Annotated in this window: 16 protein-coding genes; 10 read left to right on the top strand and 6 right to left on the bottom strand. The window is 63.4% G+C overall.

Annotated features, from left to right (window positions below; genetic code table 11):
* Window positions 1-35 precede the first annotated feature (35 nt).
* A complete protein-coding gene (locus tag OVA24_RS02270; protein WP_267673114.1) occupies window positions 36-815 on the top strand; it encodes a murein hydrolase activator EnvC family protein in 780 nt (259 codons plus the stop codon).
* Between the two features lie 67 nt (window positions 816-882).
* Window positions 883-4,362: a DNA polymerase III subunit alpha gene (dnaE, locus tag OVA24_RS02265; protein WP_267673111.1), complete on the top strand. Its 3,480-nt coding sequence runs from the start codon at window positions 883-885 to the stop codon at window positions 4,360-4,362.
* Between the two features lie 99 nt (window positions 4,363-4,461).
* Here dnaE and OVA24_RS02260 read toward each other — a convergent pair whose 3' ends face one another.
* Entirely contained in the window at window positions 4,462-7,236 is a 2,775-nt protein-coding gene (locus OVA24_RS02260) for a M56 family metallopeptidase (RefSeq protein ID WP_267673109.1), read from the bottom strand.
* A complete protein-coding gene (locus tag OVA24_RS02255; RefSeq protein WP_267673107.1) occupies window positions 7,233-7,631 on the bottom strand; it encodes a BlaI/MecI/CopY family transcriptional regulator in 399 nt (132 codons plus the stop codon). The genes OVA24_RS02260 and OVA24_RS02255 overlap by 4 nt, the downstream gene beginning before the upstream one ends.
* A gap of 121 nt (window positions 7,632-7,752) precedes the next feature.
* Between OVA24_RS02255 and OVA24_RS02250 the strand changes: the two genes are divergently transcribed.
* On the top strand, window positions 7,753-8,436 hold the full coding sequence (locus OVA24_RS02250) for a DUF4190 domain-containing protein (protein WP_267673105.1): 684 nt from the start codon (window positions 7,753-7,755) through the stop codon (window positions 8,434-8,436).
* A 12-nt stretch (window positions 8,437-8,448) separates the two neighbouring features.
* Here the strand turns inward: OVA24_RS02250 and OVA24_RS02245 are convergent, their stop codons facing one another.
* Complete coding sequence (locus OVA24_RS02245) at window positions 8,449-9,243, bottom strand: lipopolysaccharide kinase InaA family protein (RefSeq protein ID WP_267673103.1); 795 nt, start codon at window positions 9,241-9,243, stop codon at window positions 8,449-8,451.
* Window positions 9,244-9,250: 7 nt separating this feature from the next.
* Window positions 9,251-10,183, bottom strand: coding sequence for a glycosyltransferase (locus OVA24_RS02240; RefSeq protein WP_267673100.1), 933 nt, complete (start codon window positions 10,181-10,183; stop codon window positions 9,251-9,253).
* Window positions 10,184-10,241: 58 nt separating this feature from the next.
* Between OVA24_RS02240 and OVA24_RS02235 the strand changes: the two genes are divergently transcribed.
* On the top strand, window positions 10,242-11,381 hold the full coding sequence (locus tag OVA24_RS02235) for a glycosyltransferase family 4 protein (RefSeq protein ID WP_267673096.1): 1,140 nt from the start codon (window positions 10,242-10,244) through the stop codon (window positions 11,379-11,381).
* Here the strand turns inward: OVA24_RS02235 and OVA24_RS02230 are convergent.
* Complete coding sequence (locus OVA24_RS02230; protein ID WP_267673094.1) at window positions 11,350-12,066, bottom strand: FkbM family methyltransferase; 717 nt, start codon at window positions 12,064-12,066, stop codon at window positions 11,350-11,352. The two genes, OVA24_RS02235 and OVA24_RS02230, sit on opposite strands and share 32 nt — an antisense overlap.
* A 205-nt stretch (window positions 12,067-12,271) precedes the next feature.
* Here OVA24_RS02230 and OVA24_RS02225 point away from each other — a divergent pair, with 205 nt between their 5' ends.
* Window positions 12,272-12,913 (top strand): class I SAM-dependent methyltransferase, encoded by a 642-nt coding sequence (locus tag OVA24_RS02225; protein WP_267673092.1) that lies wholly within the window; start codon window positions 12,272-12,274, stop codon window positions 12,911-12,913.
* A 29-nt stretch (window positions 12,914-12,942) separates the two neighbouring features.
* Here the strand turns inward: OVA24_RS02225 and OVA24_RS02220 are convergent, their stop codons facing one another.
* Window positions 12,943-13,965 (bottom strand): sulfotransferase, encoded by a 1,023-nt coding sequence (locus tag OVA24_RS02220; RefSeq protein ID WP_267673090.1) that lies wholly within the window; start codon window positions 13,963-13,965, stop codon window positions 12,943-12,945.
* A gap of 212 nt (window positions 13,966-14,177) precedes the next feature.
* On the opposite strand from OVA24_RS02220, the gene OVA24_RS02215 reads away from it, so the two are divergent.
* The 5 genes from OVA24_RS02215 (at window position 14,178) to pseG (ending at window position 20,034) form a co-directional block, all read left to right on the top strand.
* The gene (locus OVA24_RS02215) at window positions 14,178-15,563 is read left to right on the top strand and encodes a surface carbohydrate biosynthesis protein (RefSeq protein ID WP_267673089.1); all 1,386 of its coding nucleotides are present in this window, start codon (window positions 14,178-14,180) and stop codon (window positions 15,561-15,563) included.
* A gap of 63 nt (window positions 15,564-15,626) precedes the next feature.
* Entirely contained in the window at window positions 15,627-16,649 is a 1,023-nt protein-coding gene (gene pseB / locus OVA24_RS02210) for a UDP-N-acetylglucosamine 4,6-dehydratase (inverting) (protein WP_267673087.1), read from the top strand.
* The gene (gene pseC, locus OVA24_RS02205; RefSeq protein WP_267673084.1) at window positions 16,624-17,850 is read left to right on the top strand and encodes a UDP-4-amino-4,6-dideoxy-N-acetyl-beta-L-altrosamine transaminase; all 1,227 of its coding nucleotides are present in this window, start codon (window positions 16,624-16,626) and stop codon (window positions 17,848-17,850) included. Before pseB ends, pseC begins: the two co-directional genes overlap by 26 nt.
* Window positions 17,847-18,548 (top strand): pseudaminic acid cytidylyltransferase, encoded by a 702-nt coding sequence (pseF, locus tag OVA24_RS02200; RefSeq protein ID WP_267673082.1) that lies wholly within the window; start codon window positions 17,847-17,849, stop codon window positions 18,546-18,548. Before pseC ends, pseF begins: the two co-directional genes overlap by 4 nt.
* Window positions 18,532-20,034, top strand: coding sequence for a UDP-2,4-diacetamido-2,4,6-trideoxy-beta-L-altropyranose hydrolase (gene pseG, locus OVA24_RS02195; protein ID WP_267673080.1), 1,503 nt, complete (start codon window positions 18,532-18,534; stop codon window positions 20,032-20,034). The genes pseF and pseG overlap by 17 nt, the downstream gene beginning before the upstream one ends.
* Window positions 20,035-20,044: the final 10 nt, after the last annotated feature.

Raw genomic sequence — 20,044 nt, 5'->3', positions numbered from 1 at the left:
CCCGGAAAGGTCCGGAGAAGAAGGTGCGTAGTCCCATGAGCACGTTCATCATGGAAAACACCACCCCTTCCTCCCCAAGCGCGGTTCCGGCCCTCATTGTCACCACGGTCGTGGCCCTGGGCATCACCGGCGCGGCCATCTGGCAGGCGGGCGGTGGCGGCACGGGACAGATCCCCCGGTTCGGCAAACAGAGCGCGGATTCCCCGCTGGTGATGCCGGAAAAAGGCGCGCCGGACCTGGCTTTCCGCCCGCTCTCCCCCTGGCAGACCCTGACGGTCCCGACGGCCGTGCGGCTGGACCCTCCCGCTGGTACCGAAAACGGAGCCTTCACCCACAACGCGCAGCCATTCTGGGCGAAAAATGAGAAGCGTGGCGCCAACCACACCGGCGACGACCTCCACGGCATCGGCGGCAACAACACCAACCTCGGGGATCCGGTTTTCGCCATCGGGGACGGCCTGGTGGTATTCGCCGGAGCCTCCACAGCCGGCTGGGGGAACGTCGTGATCATCGCCCACAAGGATGCGGAAGGAAAGCCACTGCAGTCGGTGTACGGACATCTGGACAAGGTCGAAGTGAAAACGGACGCCTTGGTCGCCCGCGGCACGAAGCTCGGCACCATCGGCACGGCGGACGGCCAATACCCCGCCCATCTCCACCTGGAACTGCGCGCGGGCGACGTGGTGGACGCCGGCAGCGGCTATGCCAAAAAGCAGGGCGACCTGCTGAATCCCGCGGAAACCATCGGCAAACGCCGGAAGGCATTGAACGAAGCCATCTCCGCATCCCCCCTGGCGAAAGCCTTGGTTCCCTAGGCGGGAACAACTTGCCTTCAATCCTGCTTGGACGTTCCGGCGGTCTGCCCCATCTTCGGGCCGCCCGATGTCCGATTCCTTCGTCCACCTCCACCTGCATACCGAATACTCCCTGCTCGACGGCATGATCCGCACCAAGGATCTGGTCAAGCGGGCGGCGGAGCTGGGCATGCCGGCGGTGGCGATGACGGACCACGGCAACCTCTATGGCGCGATCGAGTTCTACCAAGCGTGCAAGAAAGGCGGCGTGAAGCCGATCTTCGGCTGCGAGATCTACCTCGCCCCGCAGTCGCTGGAAGACAAGAAGGAGCTGGTGGGCCGCAAGCGTGCCACCCACATGACCCTGCTCGCGGAGACGGACGAAGGCTGGAACAACCTCAGCAAGCTGACCTCCGTCGGCCACCTCGAGGGACTTTATTACGGAAAGCCGCGGGTGGACCGGAACGTCCTGCGGAAATACTCGGCGGGCATCATCTGCCTGACCGGCTGCATTTCCGGGCCGGTGAACGAATGGCTGCGCGCCGGGGACATGGACAAGGCCCGCGAGACGATGGCGGAGCTGGTCGATATCTACGGAAAGAACAACGTCTATGTGGAGATCCACAACCATGGGCTGGAACAGCAGGAACTGGTCCGGCCCGGACTGTTGAAGCTGGCGGAGGAATTCGGACTCAAGCCGGTGGCCGCCAACGACGTCCATTTCCTCAACCGGGACGACCATGAGGCGCACGACGTGATGATCTGCATCGGCACCGGCAACCTCCTCATCGACGAGAACCGGATGCGCTACACGCCGGAGGTCTATTTCAAGACGGCGGAGCAGATGCGCGGGCTTTTCGCCGACATCCCCGGTGCGTGCGACGCGACGCTGGAGATCGCGGAACGGTGCAACGTCAGCATCAAGCTGGACTCCACCTCCTCCGAGAAATACCCGCAGTTCGGCACACCGGACGGCAGCCCGCGCGAAGAATATCTGATGAAGATCTGCCAGGACGGACTGGTGCGCCGTTACGGCGATGCCCGCGCCTCGGAGGCGGAAGTGCAGGAGCGGCTGAAGTACGAGGTGGACATCATCAACAAGCTGGGCTTCGCCTCCTACTTCCTCATCACCGCCGACTTCATCCAGTGGGCGCGGGACCACAACATCCCCGTCGGCCCCGGCCGGGGGTCCGCCGCCGGATCGCTCGCGTCCTATGCGATGGGCATCACCGACATCTGCCCGCTGCGTTTCGGGCTGCTGTTCGAGCGGTTCCTCAACCCGGAACGGGTCAGCCCGCCCGACGTTGACATCGACTTCTGCCAGTCACGCCGCCCGGAGGTCATCGAATACGTGCGGCAGAAGTACGGCGAACGCAGTGTTTCCCACATCATCACCTACGGCACCCTGGGCGCGAAGAGCGTGCTGCGGGACGTGGCCCGCGTCATGGGCGTGTCCTACGGCGAGGCGGACCGGATCGCCAAGATGATCGAGGCGAAGCCCGGGGTCTCCCTCAAGGGCGAGTATGACTCGAAGCCGGAGCTGAAGGAACTCATCGCCAGTTCCTCCACCTATCAGGAACTTTGGGACTACGCTCTGAAGCTGGAAGGTCTGACCCGGAACGTGGGCATCCACGCGGCGGGCGTCGTGATCGGAGACAGGCCGCTGGACGAGCACGTGCCGCTGACACGCGGCAATGAAGGCGAAGTCGTGACCCAGTATGACATGGGCGCGATCACCGAGGTGGGCCTGCTGAAGATGGACTTCCTGGGCCTGAAGAACCTTACCGTCATCCAGGATGCGGTGGAGCACATCAAAAAGCACACCCCGGACTTCGAGATCGAAAAAGTGCCGCTCGACAACCAGCCGACTTTCGACGTCCTGAACCGCGGCGAGACGATGGGCGTGTTCCAGCTTGAATCCGGCGGCATGGTCGAAACCTGCCGGAAGTACGACATCTCCAGTATCGATGACATCATCGACTTGATCGCCGTCTATCGTCCCGGCGCGATGCAGTTCATCGACCAGATGCTCGACGTCAAGAAGGGCCGGACGAAGCCGATGTACGAGCACCCGCTGCTGGAGAAGGTCTGCGGATCGACCAACGGCGTCATGATCTACCAGGAGCAGGTGCAGAACGCGGCGAAGCTGCTGGCGGGCTACACGCTCGGCGGCGCCGACCTTCTCCGCCGCGCGATGGGCAAGAAGGACCCGAAGAAGATGGCGGAGGAGCGCTCGAAGTTCGTGGAGGGCGCGGCGCGCACCAACGGCATCGAGGCGAAGCTGGCGAACCAGATCTTCGAGAAGATCGAGATGTTCGCGGGCTACGGCTTCAACAAGTCCCACTCCGCCTGCTACGGCCACATTTCCTACTGGACCGCCTACCTGAAGGCGAACCACCCGGTCGAGTTCCTGGCCGGCCTGCTTTCCAACGAAATCAACAACACCGACAAGATCGCCGTCTTCGTGGCCGAGTGCCACCGCATGAAGATCGAGATCCTGCCGCCGGACATCAACCAGTCGCAGCTCCGCTTCTCCCCGGAAAAGACGAAGGGCGGCACCGATGGCGTCCGCTACGGGCTGGCCGCGATCAAGAACTGCGGCGAGGGCGCGATGGCGCAGGCCATCGAGGAACGCGAGAAGAAGGGACCGTTCTCCTCGCTGGAGGACTTCGCCTCGCGGCTCGACTCGAAGGTCATCAACAAGCGGATTCTCGAGAACCTCATCAAGGCCGGGGCGCTCGACTGGACCGGCGAAACCCGCGCCGGGATGTTCAACCGCCTGGAGCAGGTGGTCGCCTCCGCCTCGTCCGCGCAGAAGGACCGCGCCTCCGGCCAGGTGTCCCTCTTCGACGCGATGGACATGGCTCCCTCCGCCCCGGCAGTGAAGTCACGCCGCAGCGAGAACGCCGTCGAGGAATGGCCGAAGGACGACCGTCTGGCCCATGAGAAGGAGTTGCTCGGCTTCTACGTGACCGGCCATCCGCTCGACAAGTTCCGCAAGGTGATCGACTCGGAGAAGTACCGCCGCATCGGCCTCATCGATGACCTCGACCTATCCAACGCCCGCGAGCGTTTCCCCTTCGCCGGCATGGTGCGGACGCTGGAGTCGAAGGTCACGAAGACGGGCAAGCCGTTCGGCGTTCTGAAGCTGGAGGACTTCACCGGCATCGCGGAGATCATGTTGTGGGGCGAAACCTTCGTCCCCGCCCGTGACGCCGGACTGGTGGACCCCGGAAAGATCATCCGTCTGAAGTGCGCGGTGCAGGTGGACGACCGCACCGGCGGCCGCCGCCTCACCGGCTACGAGCTTTCCGAACTGAAAGCCCGCCGCACCGCCGCCTCCAATGGCAAGGGCCCCATCGAGCTGATGCTGTGGACCACCCGCCATGGCGAACGGGATCTCATCGAGATCAAGGAAGCCCTCGCCGCCCACCCCGGCCCGACGCCGGTCCATCTCCATTTCCAGAACAGCGCCGGCAAGCGCGTGACCGTGGAGGTCGGTGAATCCTTCACCGTGAAACGCGGCCTGGACCTGGAGGAAAAGCTGGACCGCTGGCTGGAGGATTGAGCGTGGCTGGGCCCATCTTGGCCCGGACCGTTGCCGGGGCTTCCAGCCCTGTCTTCCGCCCGGCATCCCCATCCGACAGTATGAGGTCGGCTCGGCGGCTCATTTGGCGTCATCCAGAGCGAGGAGGAACACCCTCCTGTTGGCGGTCTCCGTCGGCTTCAGTTCCACGCCCAGAATCTGGCCCAAGTAGCCCGTGACCGCGAACTTTCCTTGTTCTCCGGGCAAGTTCATCCGGATCTGACACTCGGCTTCGTTCCAAAGTTCAGCTCGGAACGTGGAACGGTGGTCTTTCCCCAGTTTCACTTCTTCGCTGTCCTTCGCGATCACGTCCCCGATGTCCTGCCACGCTGATTCTCCCCCCGCGGCAACCGCTTCTTTCCTGATGTCCGCGAGGTGGCGAGTAGGATAGAGGAGTGCGGTCCGTGGAGCCCCCACCACTTCCGATTCTTCCGCGGGGAACGCAGGAATCTGGAGCCAATATGAAGGAAGCCTGCCTTCGCGGGGAAGCGTCACGATATGCGAACGAATCCTCATTTTCCCATCCCGCCGCAATCGCAATACGGGCGGAGAATACCGGGTTCCATCCGCGTTGACCGGTCTCCCCGTTGCATCAATGGTGGTCGCGGAGAACATCATGACCAGATGCTTGCCGGGATCGACCTTGTTGAAGGGAAGCACAAAGGTTTCTCCGGGTTCCAACCCGATCTCCCCTTTCGCGTGTGACGAACGGATCCGCGACCAGTCGAAATCTTCCGGAAATTCTTCGGTGAAGTTTCCGAAAATGAGATCCGGCTTCCCTGACTGATGGTTGTACAAGGCGTCGTAAGACACCTTGATCTTATCCCCGGCGAATGTCCCCGTTGATTCAACCGAAAGCCCTGCGAACGGAACCTTCCTGTTGTCCACTTCGCTTTCATCAGCCCCGCGCGCATCCGGAGAGGTCTTGATGATCTCCACCCGGCTGCGATGCCCGCTGCGGAACATGACGCTCGGAGCAGTTCTCAACTTGGTGGAATCGTCCTTCGAGAGCTTTCCCAGCAGAGCCATGACGTCGGCATCTTTCAGCACCTTGCCAGCCTCCGGAATCGCCTCATTGGACAGAATGAGTTTCGAGGTCAGCTTGATCCGCTTCCCATCGTCCACGCCTCCGCTTTCCTCCCCTATCCCGCCAGATGGAGGTAACTGCGGGGCTTTCACCTTGGCAGTGCCATGGTCAAAGCTGTCCACCTCCCGGCCGGTGGCATCGACCGGCACCACGGTGAAAATCCCGGTGAGATGCACGCCCTCCTGCATGCCTTTGAATGCGACAACCATGCTTTCACCCGCGGACAGCTCCTTGGTGTCCAGCGCGGTGGCGGAACGAATCGTGGACCAGTCAAAGTCTTTCGGTGGAACCCGCAGCCTTCCATGCGGGTATTCCGATGACCAGCTCCATTCCAACGGCAATCTGCCCGGCTGATGGTTCACCAGACAGTCCACCGACAAAGAAACCTTCGTGCCCTTGATCACCGGAGTCATCCTATGGGAAAGGCCCTCAAAGGGTATGGCCCTTTCGTCTTCCACCTCCGCATCAACGGGGCGGGTATTGATGATGAATCCCCCCTTCGTAATGCCATTCCTCGCCACAATGGAAGGAGGTGAAAACAGATCCGATCCCTTCGCTTGGGCGATGCGGCGCAGCATCAGTTGCTTTTCTCCATTGCTGAGAACCTTGCCTGACTCCGGAATCGCAAAGCCTGTCCGGAAGTACGAGGCGTTGATTCTGGTTTGGATGATGCGGATCGGGACGTCCTGATCCACGGCCTTTCCCGCGTCCACGCTTGGTTTGGCCGGCGTGTCCGGCACACGGAGTGGCTCTTTCTCCTCCACGCCGAAGCAGCAGGCCAGAAACGCACCGGCGGCGAGCAGTCCCATGATGCCGAATCGGGAAGCATTTGAACGGGGAGCCACCTTCGGCCCGCACAGCAGCGCGTGGATGCGCTTTCTGAGCCGCCGCTCCCCTCCGCCCGCCATCGGCAGGCCACCCGCGGCTATTCCGGTTTCGGTCAATTCGAGCAGGAAGGCACCATAGTTCCTTCCCTCCTCCGGGTGGTCGAGCGCCCTTGCGTCGCATACGCGCTCCCTCTCCTCCATCCATATCCGCCCCAATATATGGACCAGCGGGTTCCACCATAGAATGGCCTTCACCAGCGAAAGCAAGACGGCCACACGCGGGTCGGACGACCGCAGGTGTTCTTCCTCATGGCGCACCGCCCAACGCAGCTTTCCGCCTCCTTCCGCAACAAGGTCCGCCGGCAGCACGATGTGCGGTGTCAGGAAACCCGCCGCGCAAGGCCCCACCTCATCGCCGGCAATGAGGAACGCTTGGCGGGACCGGGTGGCGTGCGGCGAAAGGCCGTTCCATTCCCGCTCATCCGGATTCCGCAGCGACCGCAGACGGCGTGACAGAACCGCATGCCTCACCACCACCACAAACAGTCCGATGACTGCTCCCGAGATCCACAGGACCGCCAGAACCATCCTCAAATCCCTGGGAGCGGAACGCGCTGGTCCCTGAGCCGTCGTGATCTCCGCCGGACGCAGTTCCGGCACTCTCGCCGGCTTGTCGATCCGGACGACCCACCCGGAGAAATCGTCTTCCCGCATGGGAGCGGATACTTCCGTTGGTGTCACTGGCGCACCCCTTTGCGGCAGCAAGCCTTTCGCGGTGATCCATGGAAGCAGGGCGATGAAAAACAAACCCGCCGCAGCGGCAAAGGCCTTCCTACCCGGATCCCGCAGGACCAGACACAGGCACCACACGAACGCCGACAGCAGCGCGGTGTGCAGCAGGAAGTTCAGCCAATACGCCGGAAGTCCCGAAAGCACGTTCATGGCTTTCCTCCCTTTCCGTGTTCATCCAGCAGCTTCCGCAGTTCGGCGATCTCCGCTTTGGAAATCCCTCCTTCCTCCACCAGGCAGCGCATCATCGACAAGGCGGAGCCACCGAACATCCGGCCCTTCAGATCCTTCAGCAGTCCGACACGGCCTTTCTTCTCCTTCACCACCGCGGAGTATTCCAGCGACTTCTCCCCTTCCGCCCGGCGGATCCATCCCTTCGCCTCCAGCCGGGAAAGCTGGGTCTGGAGCGTGTTTCGGGTGATCGGCTCCGGGCGGGAGGCATTCACCAGTTCCAGCAGACGGGCGACCGTGGCCGGTTGGTGCTTCCAGACCAGATCCATCAACGCCTGTTCCGCCGCGGACAACGCGGGAAGGGGATTTCCACTCATGGAAGATCGAATGACGACATCTGTCGTTAATGTCAACCGAAAAACGACGACATCTGTCGTCACCAGAATCTCCGATGTCCCCATGACTCGACATTTCCACCGCGCCTGCAATCCTGCCGCCATGCAACCGCCACCCACTCCTGCTGCGGCACCGCTCCCTCCGAAATCCGGACTGGCCACGGCGAGCATGGTCTGCGGCATCCTCAGCCCGATCACCTGCGGCACCACCTTTCTTCCTGCGGTCATCCTCGGCCACATCGCCCTGTCACAGATCGGCAAGACAGGCGGTGCGCTGGAAGGCAGAGGGCAGGCGAAGGCCGGCCTCTGGCTGGGCTACGGCAGCTTCGTGCTGATCTTTGTAGGCGCGTTCCTGGCAGGGCTTCTCACCCCCCTGTTCATCCGCTCGCAACAGAAGGCGCACGAAGTGGCGTATCTCAACAACGTCCGTCAGATCGGCACGGCGCTGGTCGCCTTCCACCAGGCACAGGGCACGGACACCGCCCCCTATCCGTCTGACATCCGGCAGCTCGACCCGATGGGCTACACGACCAACGTGAGCGAGCTGCTCACCGTCCGGAAACAGCATGCGGGCGACTGGCTCTACTTCTGGTCGGCGGATTCCGAAGATCCCTCCGCCGCGCTGCTCATCTCCCCACCGCTGAAAAGCCATGCGGGGGATATGGATGCCAGCTCGGTCCTGCTCACCACCTCCGGCGCGGTCCGCATCGTGGAACCCTATGTGGTGGACGCCGCGCTGAAGGCATCTCCGGAGCCGCCGGTGAAAGTTCCCGCGCCGGTCCGCTGATCCCTTCCCGCCTCATCCTCCGAGTTCCAGCCGGATCCCCTTCATCGCGCTCCGGCGGATTTCCTTCGGCGTCAAACCGGACCTCCCCTTCACCTCCCCGGCGTATCCGCGGAAAAACGCGCTCCCTTCACCCGCGGAAAAGCGGTGGCCATCCCTCATGGTCCGGCGCAGGGTTCTTGACAGGCAAACCACCGCCTGCGGCCATGAAAATTTCCGCGGCCAGGGTTTTGCCGCCTCCCGGTCGATCAGGACCAGCTCCCCGCCCTCCGTTTCGATCAGATCCTTCAGCCGCACGTGCTGGAAAAACCCCGCAATGTGCAACCGGCCCGTGAGACGCCCCAGGCGGAAAAGCAGGTCGCGGCGGCATGCCGCATCCCCATCCGTGTGAACTTTCTCCACCGGTGTTCCAACGATCTCCCGGGTGAGCAGGAACCCCTTTGCCGGGAGACCTCTCCGGCGCCACTCGCCCCATGCCACCGGCTCCATCACGGCAAATCCAGCTTCCTTCAGGCGTGTGGCCAGCATGATCTCCCGGATCGGGGAGGAAACCGGCTTCTTTCCGTAACAGAGCATCCTCAACAGGGAGCCGGGAGACTCCTCCCACCTCCGTTTGAGATAGTATCCTTTTCCCCCCAGGGTCACCCTCCAGACATCATGGGTTTCATCCAGGGAGAGGGCGATCCTGACCATTTCCAAAGCCTCCACGGAGGCCCCCGGAGGATCGCCCAGCCAGACGCCCCCGTGATCGATCCCATGAGCGCGGAACAGCTCCGCCACCTCCGGCACCATGTTGAAAACTTCTCGCATACCTCCTCTACGCCAAGCGGCCCACAAGCTCCGCGAAACGGCTGCGGAAGGCAACCGAGTTTTCCTCAAACCACAGGCGCGCCCGGTCTCCCATGGTCCTCTTCTCGTCCGGCGGGGCATCCACCAGATATTGGATCGCACCCTCCAACGCCTCCCGTGCGGCATGGAAATTCCACCCCAGGTGGCGCGGCTCACTCCGATCCACACGAACCGTCATGCCCCGCCCGGGAGCGACCAGCTCGTTCATCGGCGGTGCATCGGTGACCACGGCCACCGCCCGGCATGACATGGCCTCCACGATGTAGTGCCCCCACCCTTCCGACAACGATGGGCAGAGATGCACCCCGTGGCTGTTCTGCAACTCCCGCAGATGCTCATCCGGCAGATACTGGTCGAACAGCCTCACGTTCCGTGGCACGGAGGACGGCGCGTTGTCCGGATGCTGGACCAACGTGAGCTCCGGCCACTCCGGATGATCCCGCCACAACTCCAGGATCAGCTCCGTGTTCTTCAGCGTGCTGCGTCCCGCCAGATGGAAGAACCTGCCATAGTCCCGCTCCACATGCGGCAGCATGCGGTCTTCCGATGTGAAGCCCATGTAGTGGACGGAAGAATGGTGCTTTGAAAAAACCTCCGCCGCGTGCCGTGACTTGCAGAGTACATGGTCGATCATGCCCAGGGTTCCCAACAAGCGCCTGGGAAACCGCTCCTGGTTCGGGATCAGGAAATGACACCGGGCCTTCCACTTCCACCATGGAGCCACCCGTTCCAGATGGATCGCGACATCTCCCCGGCAACGGGGGGAAAGCCATGCCCCCACGCCCCTCAACGGCGGCACCACCGCCTCCATACCCGTTCCGGTGAGCGCATCCGCCACGAGCGAGGCATCCCGGTCCAGGCCCACTCCATTGCTGCGTCCCAGAATCAATGCCTTTTTCATCCGGCGGCCAGTGTCCCGCATTTCCCCGCTCTTGCAAGACCCCTTGTCGCTTCACAGGATGCAGGGCCACACGATGAACGTCATCTTCATCCAGCAGTCCGCAGGCCGGGGCGGCTCCAAGAACAGCCTCGCCGAAAGCCTCGCCGCCATCTCGGCGGAGGGCTCCATCCGCCCGCGCGTCATCTGCTCGGAAACCGGTCCGTTCACGGAGCGTTGCGCCCGCATCGGCGTTCCCCTGACGATTGCCCCACTCCCCGCGTGGCGGAAGCTCTTCGAACGGATCCGCTTCCCGTCCGCCATGCGTTCCATTTCGCGCGACCTCGCGCCATGGCGTCCGGACTGGATCATCAGCAACGAAATGTGGTGGGCGCCCCATGCATCCGCCATCGCCCGGCACCTGGGCTGCCGCTCCGCCGTCATCCTCAGGGATGGCATCGCGACCGTCCGCAAATCCCTCCAGTACCGCCTGCAGGAACATGATCTGATCCTCCCGGTTTCCTCCACCATCGCCTCCGCGCTCACCTCCCATCCGGAGTTCACCTCCAAGGTCCAGGTCCTCTTCAATTCCGTGAGCGTCCCTGCGGTGGATGCCGGGGACACCCGGAAACTGGACCAGCTCCTCCTACCCTATCCGGAGGTCCGCCGCTGGCTGCTCGTTGTCGGAAAGCTCAGCCCGCGGAAGAACCAGGCGGCCGCGGTGCAGGTGCTCCGCTCCCTCATCGATGCCGGGGAGACGGATGCCGGGCTGCTCCTTGCGGGTGACATTGATCCCGCCTACCTACCTGTCATGGAACAGGCCATCACCGGAGCGCGCCTCGGAGACCGGGTCGCGATGATCGGAAATTTCGATGGTGTCGCCTCCCTCCTCGAACGCGCCGGCACCTTGTTGCTGCCCAGCTTCCGTGAAGGCCTCCCACGCTCGCTGGTCGAGGCCGTAACCGCCGGCAAACCTGCCTTCTCCTACCCCTGCGAAGGGGTGGACGATATCTACGGCCCCCACCGCGACACCTTCGTCAGCGCGGACCCGACCCCGGCCGCCCTTGTCTCAACGATCCAGCGGGCATGGAGCCAGCCGGAGGCGTCCGCCAAGGCATTCGCGGAGGTCAGGGAGAGCGTCCTTTCCCGCTTCTCGCCCCAGGCTCATCTCGCACGGCTTTCCAGCCTGCTCAACGAACCATCCCAAAAACCGTCCCGCTGATCCCCGCGATCCGGAACCCTTCGTTCACGAGCGCCTGGACACAGCCGCCGGATTTTTCCTCCCCGATCAGATGGGGGTGGATCTCCACGATCACGGTGCGGACGGACGGCGGAAGGCCCGGCGCGTGTTCCGTCCAGACCTGCTCCCCGCCCTCCACATCGACGATGATGGCGGTGGGCTCCGGCAGACCGGCCTGTTCCGCGACTTCCCGGAGGGTGAGCCAGGGAACGACATCGCCCTCCGCGCCGGCGGCACGCCCGGACAGGGAATTCTCCACCGCGGTGAAACGCTGGCCACGGATTTCCTCCGGCACGGGACCGTCCCAAATGGGACAACCCAGTGCCTGAACCAAGGTCGCCTCCACCCCGTTGAGGGACAACTGCCGCTCGAAATGAGGGTGCAACCGGCGGTTGGGCTCCATCGCAGCGACCTTCCCGCCAGGCGCCACCTTCTTCGCAAGCAAAGACGTCACGATGCCCAGTGATGCCCCCAGTTCGATCACCCGGTCTCCCGGCCGGATCAACCGGCCGAGCAACTTCCGTTCCGCCCGCTCGTAACCGCCGCGCATCAGGTGGCGGCGCATGCGTGGCGAAAGGGCAGAGCCGCGGATCGGCACCTTCACCCCATCAAGGAACGCGATTTCCGGCCAGATCCCGATTCTCGTTGGCAGGTCACGCAAGCTCATCGCGGAGATCCAATCCGAGCCCCGTGCGAACGGGAAGCCGTTTCTCCGCGCCAGGGCATTTATATGGATCCATAACCGCCGCGGACCATCCTGCCGCCTCACCCATCCATCTTCCGGCATATATCCCGATGAGAGGGCATCCATCGCCAACCCAATGGGGTGGTTTCACTTGCGTCCTGGAAACCTCCCGATCTAACATATTCCCATGGCAGCCCCCGAGAGCAAGTTTGGTGACACATATGACGGCTACCGCGAGTGGCTTCTGTCCCTGAAGCACTACCCGGAGAAGTCCCTCAACTCACGGCTGCGTTGCCTCGTGGATGCGATTCCCGCAGGCAGCAAGGTGCTGGATGTGGCTTGCGGCACCGGACGGGTGCTCAAGGCGGCGATTGCGAAGGGCTGCCAGGGGCGCGGCATCGAGATTTCCGCTCCAGCCGTGGAAACGGCCTGCCAGAAGGGGCTTGATGTCATCGAAGGGGATGTGGATTCGTGGCCAGACAACCAACAGGTGGCCGACCTTCTGTTCGACGAATACGATGTGGTGGTGTTCTCGAAATGCCTCATGTATCTGGGTACGAAGAACGAGATCCTCGACCGGCTGAAAACCAAGTCGGTCCTCATCTTCCAGAGCAACCCCAACTCCATCCGCAACCGCTTCAACGGAGAGACGGCCAACCTCATCAAGTGGAACAAGCAGCTCCCCTACCGCCTGAAAGACGGGAAGGAGATCGAGCAGAAAAGCGCCGCATCCCTTGCGACCTGGGCGGCGTCCTACGGCTTCCGCCAGAGCAAGATCGTCTACGGCGGGTTCTGGGCGCGGTCCCTGATCATGCAGGTCAGCCGGTGAGCTGACGCCACCGGCAAAGCCGGCCCGGATCAGAATCCTTTGGCGGCGAGAACGCCACGCAGTTCCTCATACGGCACCTTGCGGCCACCCTTCAGGCGGTAATAGAGCGGCCCCACCAGGCGGAAAAACCGGATCGCGAACTTCTCGCGCGCGGTCAGATCCTTCGTCCAGTCGGACTCCTGGCGGAAGACCTTGGTCGTCTGGCGGGAGGATGTGACGACCACCACCGCCCGTCCGAGCGTGGTCGGACCGGAGTGGACGGGATCGGCCGGAAGGCCCACCTCACTGCAGATTTTGTCAGTGATGGCCGGAGTGTCCCCGGTGAGAGCCTCGTACGACACCACCAGACCTCCGTCGAGGGCATGCCTCAGCCCGAAGTTCACGACCTCCTGGGCATCCCTGCACTCGTGGACCAGACGGCGGAAACTCATCCGCTTGCCCTTCCGGCGCCGGTCCATGATGATGCTGCGCGAAATGAATTCCGGCTGCCTGACCAGATAGACGACCCTGCCTTCCGGGAAGCATTTCCTGAAAAGCGAGGTCACATGCCCCGGATCTCCACCCACTTCCTTCGAACCCCAGCAGACCGCCTGCCCCGGCCCCTCCTTGAGGGCTCCGACAAAGGCGCACACCTCCCCTTCGATGAGCTCCCTCACGCCGGCCGTGCCGTCACGCATGAGCCCCTCCAGTCCGGAAGCGTAGGCCCGGAGATCCAGGATCTCCTCCAACTCCGCCCGGCTCAACCCGGCCACACCGGTGTCCGGCTTGACCTCCACCGTCCGGTCATCCGCCGCGACTTTGAACAGGTCAGGGAAACAGGAGCGCCCCTTCTCCACATACCACCGTGCGGCTGACTTTCCATCCGGCCAACCCGGGCGGGACATGTATTTCAGCTTGAGCTCGTCCGGCAACATCACCATCGCCCGACCGCCGTCCAGAAGGCTCTGCAGCAGCGTGGTACCGGCCTTCCGCGGACCATAGACCAGCACGGGGCGCGACAGGAATTCATTGGTACAACCGCCGTTGGGAAGGGAATCGGACTTCGGAGTCATTGTTGAACCCCGCTTTCTACCGGTCACCCCAACCACCGGCAATTCCAAATATTTTAGTTCCCTCCGATTGCCCCCGGCTGTTTAATCCGCAGCCCGTCTGCCATGGCCGGGCTGAGGCGAACGCAGGCCAGCCCCGGCTCCGTCCCACCCGCATCCACGGACGGAACCAGAGCATTTCCCGCCCACCTCATCCCCATCCTGACCGCCCGAGAATGTCTCTGATCCGCCGCAAACATGTCGTTTTCTTCCCGGTGGAAGTCAAAGTGCGTGAATTTGACTTCCGGCTCATCCTCGCGGTCTTCTGTGCCAGACCGGATTGGCAGATCATTCTCGGGGATCATGAGCAACTGTTCCCGATCACCCTCAGGCTGAAGAACGCCATCCTCGTCCTGAAGAACGTCATCGGCGGCAAACGGCCGTGGAAGTACCGGAAATACAAGGACCTGGGCCACCGGATCGTCCAACTGGACGAAGAAGCCGGCATTTTCGAAGGCGACAAGGACTTCTGGAAAGAGGAGCTGCACCGCCGGCTGGACATCGCGAAGATGGATGCGGACGACTATGTGTGCACTTGGGGGACATTCCAGGCGGACTACTACAAATCCCTCAATCCCGCCTGTGCGGACCACATCATCGCAACCGGCCACCCGCGGATGGAACTGGGGTCGCCCCGTTTCAGCGAACTCTACCGGGCGGAAGCGGACCGGCTCCACGCCCGTTTCGGGGATTTCATCCTCATCAACACCAATCTGGTTGCGAACAACGCGCGCGGCATCGACGTGCTGCTGGTGTCCCACAAAGTGGATCCGGCGAACACCGCCTTCCGCACCCGCATCATCGAACAGGAGGGCTTTGAAATCCGGCGGGCGGGCCATTTCATCGACCTGATCAACCACCTGAGCAACGAGTTCCCGGACCGGCAGATCGTTGTCCGCCCCCATCCTTCCGAAGACATCCGGAGGCACGAGGCGCTGCTTCGTTTCATCCCGCGCGTGACAGTGACCCGCGAAGGCTCCCTCTATGCCTGGCTGATGGCCTCCTCCATACTGGTCCACGGCGGCTGCACCACGGCGATCGAAGCCCAGGTGGTCGGCAAACCCATCATCAATTTCCACCCGGAGGTGGACGAGCGGTTCGACGTCTGCCTCCCGAACCTGCTAGGGGTGACCTGCCGGACCCTCCCGGAAGTTTCGTCCACCATCCGGGAGATCCAGGCCTCCGGTGTGGTGCCGGAGCTGGACGAAACCCGTGCCGCCCAGTTGGAGGAAATCCTCTGCAACCTGAACAAAAACCACAGCGGATTCGACCTGATCACCGGCATCATCACCAAATGCCAGGACGAGAGCCAGCCCACCACCCCGGTCGGCCTTCCCCCCACTCTATTTCTGCAGAGCCTGCGGGACACGCTGGGCCGCTTCACCCGCTCGTCCCGGCTGCTCCTTTCCATCTTCCACCGGCGTGATACCGGCGAGCACAAGTTCCCCCCGCTGGACCGCAGGGAAATCCTCCGCAAAGTGGAAATCATCAGCCGGATTACCGGCAAACAGGTCAAAGTCCACTTCCATTCCGCCAAGATCTTCTCCATCACAACGGATTGATTTGAGCATTTGGCTTCCCTTCGGTCCTTTTCCGCCCAAACCTTCCCACCGCACGCAATCTCCATGTTGAACGGCAAATGCATCCTAATCACCGGCGGCACAGGCTCGCTCGGCAAGCGTCTCGTCTCCCGCCTGTTGTCGGACTACCCCGGCATCAAACGTCTCGCGGTTTTCTCCCGGGACGAACTCAAGCAGTTCGAAATGGCGCAGGAGTTTCCGCCGACCAAGTTCCCGCAGATCCGCTACTTCATCGGCGACATCCGTGACGCGGACCGTGTCGCCCGGTCCCTGGAGGGCATAGATGTCGTCATCCACGCCGCGGCCCTCAAGCAGGTGCCGACGGCGGAATACAACCCGTTCGAGTGCATCAAGACGAACGTCCTCGGCGCCCAGAACCTGATCGAGGCGTGCATCAACGCCGGGGTGAAGAACGTGGTGGCGCTCTCCACCGACAAGGCCGCCGCTCCGGTGAACCTCTACGGAGCCACCAAACTGTGCTCCGACAAGCTTTTCGTCGCCGCGAACAACATCCGCGGCCACCACGACATCCGCTTTTCCGTGGTCCGCTACGGGAATGTGATGGGATCCCGTGGTTCCGTGATCCCGTTCTTCATGGAACAGCGGAGGAAGGGTGTGATCCCGATCACCGATCCTGCGATGACCCGCTTCAACATCTCCCTGGATGGCGGCGTGGATCTGGTGCTGCACGCGCTGGAACATTCCATGGGCGGGGAGATCTACATTCCGAAGATCCCTTCCTACCGCATCACCGATGTGGCGGAAGCCATCGCACCCGGCGTCCCGCAGACGGTCGTCGGGATCCGGCCCGGCGAGAAGCTGCACGAGGAGATGATCACCGCCAGCGACGCGCCCAACACCCTGGAGACGGAAAAAAACTACGTCATCGTGCCGATGCTCTACCAAGAGACGCGTGACGACCTCATGGCCCGCTACGCGGCACATCATGGCGGCGAGGCCGTCCCTTCCGACTTCAGCTACAATTCCGGAGAGAACACCGAGTGGCTTTCCGTGGATGAAATGCGCGCCCTGATCCGCAAACATGTCTGCGCCGACTTCCAGCCCTGATTTCCTGCCCTACGGAAGGCAGGCCATCGACGAGGAGGACATCGCCGCGGTCAGCCGGGCGCTGCGTTCGGATTTCCTGACCTCCGGACCGGAAATCACGGCGTTCGAGAGCGAGTTCGCGGCGATGACCGGCGCGAAGCACGCGATCGCCGTGAACAACGCGACCGCCGCGCTCCACCTCTGCCTGCTGGCCGCGGAGATCCAGCCGGGCGACCGGGTGATCACCTCCCCGAACACATTCCTTTCCTCCGCGAACTGTGCCGCATTCATCGGCGCGGTCCCGGATTTCGCCGACATTGATCCGGTGACCCGGAACCTGGATGCAGGAGCCCTGGAAGCCGCCTGGACCGATGACGTCAAAGCCGTCATCCCGGTGGCGTATGCCGGGCAACCGGCGGACATGCCGCGGATCGCGGCGCTCGCACGGGCCCGTGGCGCGGTGGTCATCGAGGATGCGAGCCACGCGACCGGCGGCGGCTTCGTCCACGAAGGAAAGGAATGGAAGACCGGCGGCCACCCGTGGGCGGACATGACCGTGTTCTCCTTCCATCCGGTGAAGACCATGACCACCGGTGAAGGAGGCATGATCACCACCGGCGATGACCGGCTTGCCGCCGCCATCCGTCTGCTGCGCTCCCATGGAGTGGAGCGTGATGCATCACTTTTCCAGGGACTGGGCGTCTCCGGCGGCCCGCTGGCCGAGACAGGTCCGTGGACCTACGAGATGCACGCCCTGGGCTACAACTACCGGATCACCGACATCCAGTGCGCGCTGGGCCGCAGCCAGCTCGCGAAGCTGCCGCGTTTCACGGAGGAGCGCCGCCGCATCACCGCCCGTTACAATGAGGCTTTCTCCGACCTGCCATGGCTGGCTACTCCCGGCGTGCGGCAGGAAGAGGACCGGGAGCATCTTTCCTGGCACCTTTATACGGTCGAGATCGACTTCCCGGTCATCGGACTGTCACGGACGGAGGCCATGGCCCGCCTGCGGGAACAGGGCATCGGCACCCAGGTGCTCTACATCCCGGTCCATCTGCAGCCATGGTACCGCCAGACCTACGGTTACGGCCCGGGCAAATGTCCGATCGCGGAGGCATTCTACGTCCGTGCGTTGAGCCTGCCGATGCATCCATCCCTGGGTGATGACGATGTTTCCCGCGTCATCACGGCCGTCCGCAACCTGTCCCCCGGACAGCCATGAACATCGCGATCATTCCGGCACGTGGCGGCAGCAAGCGCATCCCGCGGAAGAACATCAAAGCGTTTCTCGGCCGGCCGATGATCGGCTGGTCCATCGACGCCGCCCTCCGGGCAGGGATTTTCGACCGTATCGTGGTTTCGACCGATGATCCCGGGATCCGGGAAACCGCCCTCGCGGCTGGAGCGGAAGTGCCATTCATACGGCCACCGGAACTCTCCGGCGACCACACCCCCACCGTGCCGGTGATCCGCCACGCGATCCAGTGGCTGGAGGCGGAAGGAACGACGGTCGGAAAGGTCTGCTGCATCTATGCCACCGCCCCGTTGCTGGATCCGCGCTTCCTCGTGGAAGGCCTCGCGAAACTCGACCAGGATCCGGAGCTGGAGTTCGCCCTCTCCCTCACCTCCTTCGGCTTTCCGATCCAGCGCGCGCTGAAGCTTGATGCCGCCGGAAGGACAAGCATGTTCCAACCGGAACATGAGCTGACCCGGTCCCAGGACCTGGAACACGCCTACCACGACGCCGGACAGTTCTACTGGGGAACCCGGAATGCCTGGCTGGAGAACGACCGCATTTTCTCCGCCCGCTGCCAGGGAGTCCTGCTCCCCCTCCACCTCGTCCAGGACATCGACACGCCCGAAGACTGGACCCGTGCCGAATGGATGGCAAAGGCGCTGCTGCATGAAAGGAACCCCTGAAACCGCCGTCCTGATCCGTGCGGATGCCGGGGGCCGCCTCGGCATCGGCCACGTCACCCGCATGATCGCGCTGGCGCAGGGGATCATCGACCTGGGCGGCAGGCCCACCATCGTGTGCGCCGCCTGTCCCGAGGCACTGGAGCAACGCATCGCGGCGGAGGGCATCGGCTTCCGCCGGGTGGTAGGCGAACCTGGCGGCAGGGAGGACCTGGCCGCCACGCTGGAATTGGCCCGCACCCTCCACGCCTCCTGGGTGGTGGCGGACGGCTACCATTTTCTGGAGGACTACCAACAGGCGGTCCGGGATGCCGGGCACAAGCTGATGTGCGTGGATGACTACGGACATTGCCCGGTATGGCATGCGGATGCGGTCCTCAACCACAACCTGTACGCTCCGGACCGCACGTTCATCTCCTCCGTCAGCGGCGCGGACACCCTGGCGGGCCCCCGGTTCGCCCTGCTGCGCCGGGAATTCCTCAACCCACCCGCGAGGCCCGCGCCCGCATCCCCGCTGCGGAAAATCCTCCTCACGCTCGGCGGAGTGGACCAGGACAATGCCACCGGGAGGGTCCTGGACCTGCTGGAGGCAGCGACCACGCCCGCCCTGGAGATCCGCGTGCTCATCGGAGCGGGCAACCCCCACCGGGAAGACCTCCGGAAGCGGGAAAGCAGACACCGTCTCGACATCGCCGGGCCGAGCGATGACATGCCCGCCGAACTGGCATGGGCGGACGGCGTGATCTCCGCCGGGGGCGGCACCTGCTTCGAGTGGCTGCGTTACCAACTTCCCGCCGCGGTCGTCACCATCGCCACGAACCAGGAACCGGTGGCGGAGGCGCTCGGCCGCCGTGGCCTCGCCATCTGCCTGGGCTGGCCGGATGACTGGTCCACGTCCGGAACCGCGGTCACCTCCCTGGAGCGCTTCATCGCCCATGCGGATGCCGGAATGGAAAAACCCGTGACCGTGGATGGCCAGGGTGCGAGGCGAGCGGCGGCGGTCGTGCTGGACCAGCCGTTTTTCCTCCGGCGGGCGATGCCGGAAGACGCGATGCTCTATTTCAACTGGGCGAACGATCCGGAAACACGCGCAAGCTCCCTTTCTTCCGCGGAGATCCCGCTGGAAAGCCATCTCCGCTGGTTCGCCTCCCGGGTGGGGTCCGAGAACACGCTGCTTTTCGTCTGCGAGGATCCCTTGCGCGGCCCGATCGGCCAAGTGAGGTTCGAAAAGATGGAGGATGGCCGCCACCTGCTGTCCTACTCCCTGGACCGCGGGTTCCGTGGCCAGCGCCTGTCGCTGCCAATGCTCTCCGCCGCGTTGACTGAACTGGCTGGAGCCACGATGGGTGTTCTCGCCAAGGCGAGAACCGGCAACCCGGCTTCCCTGAAAACGCTCCGCCAAGCCGGTTTCCGCGATCTGTCCTCCTCCACGCCGGAGGTGGCCGAGTTGCTGCTGCCCGCGGATCTCCTTTCCCAGCGAACCTTCTGAATCCAACCGC

Origin of the sequence: Luteolibacter sp. SL250, from assembly GCF_026625605.1 — a bacterium.
Lineage (GTDB): Bacteria > Verrucomicrobiota > Verrucomicrobiia > Verrucomicrobiales > Akkermansiaceae > Luteolibacter.
Note: the sequence above shows the minus strand (reverse complement) of the source record. Positions and strands in the feature narration are given on the sequence as shown.

Excerpts from the sequence above, each read along its gene's own strand:
- OVA24_RS02270 (WP_267673114.1), top strand. The coding sequence starts at position 36 with ATGAGCACGTTCATCATGGAAAACACCACCCCTTCCTCCCCAAGCGCG.
- dnaE (WP_267673111.1), top strand. The coding sequence starts at position 883 with ATGTCCGATTCCTTCGTCCACCTCCACCTGCATACCGAATACTCCCTG.
- OVA24_RS02260 (WP_267673109.1), bottom strand. The coding sequence starts at position 7,236 with ATGAACGTGCTTTCGGGACTTCCGGCGTATTGGCTGAACTTCCTGCTG.
- OVA24_RS02255 (WP_267673107.1), bottom strand. The coding sequence starts at position 7,631 with ATGAGTGGAAATCCCCTTCCCGCGTTGTCCGCGGCGGAACAGGCGTTG.
- OVA24_RS02250 (WP_267673105.1), top strand. The coding sequence starts at position 7,753 with ATGCAACCGCCACCCACTCCTGCTGCGGCACCGCTCCCTCCGAAATCC.
- OVA24_RS02245 (WP_267673103.1), bottom strand. The coding sequence starts at position 9,243 with ATGCGAGAAGTTTTCAACATGGTGCCGGAGGTGGCGGAGCTGTTCCGC.
- OVA24_RS02240 (WP_267673100.1), bottom strand. The coding sequence starts at position 10,183 with ATGAAAAAGGCATTGATTCTGGGACGCAGCAATGGAGTGGGCCTGGAC.
- OVA24_RS02235 (WP_267673096.1), top strand. The coding sequence starts at position 10,242 with ATGCAGGGCCACACGATGAACGTCATCTTCATCCAGCAGTCCGCAGGC.
- OVA24_RS02230 (WP_267673094.1), bottom strand. The coding sequence starts at position 12,066 with ATGAGCTTGCGTGACCTGCCAACGAGAATCGGGATCTGGCCGGAAATC.
- OVA24_RS02225 (WP_267673092.1), top strand. The coding sequence starts at position 12,272 with ATGGCAGCCCCCGAGAGCAAGTTTGGTGACACATATGACGGCTACCGC.
- OVA24_RS02220 (WP_267673090.1), bottom strand. The coding sequence starts at position 13,965 with ATGACTCCGAAGTCCGATTCCCTTCCCAACGGCGGTTGTACCAATGAA.
- OVA24_RS02215 (WP_267673089.1), top strand. The coding sequence starts at position 14,178 with ATGTCTCTGATCCGCCGCAAACATGTCGTTTTCTTCCCGGTGGAAGTC.
- pseB (WP_267673087.1), top strand. The coding sequence starts at position 15,627 with ATGTTGAACGGCAAATGCATCCTAATCACCGGCGGCACAGGCTCGCTC.
- pseC (WP_267673084.1), top strand. The coding sequence starts at position 16,624 with ATGTCTGCGCCGACTTCCAGCCCTGATTTCCTGCCCTACGGAAGGCAG.
- pseF (WP_267673082.1), top strand. The coding sequence starts at position 17,847 with ATGAACATCGCGATCATTCCGGCACGTGGCGGCAGCAAGCGCATCCCG.
- pseG (WP_267673080.1), top strand. The coding sequence starts at position 18,532 with ATGAAAGGAACCCCTGAAACCGCCGTCCTGATCCGTGCGGATGCCGGG.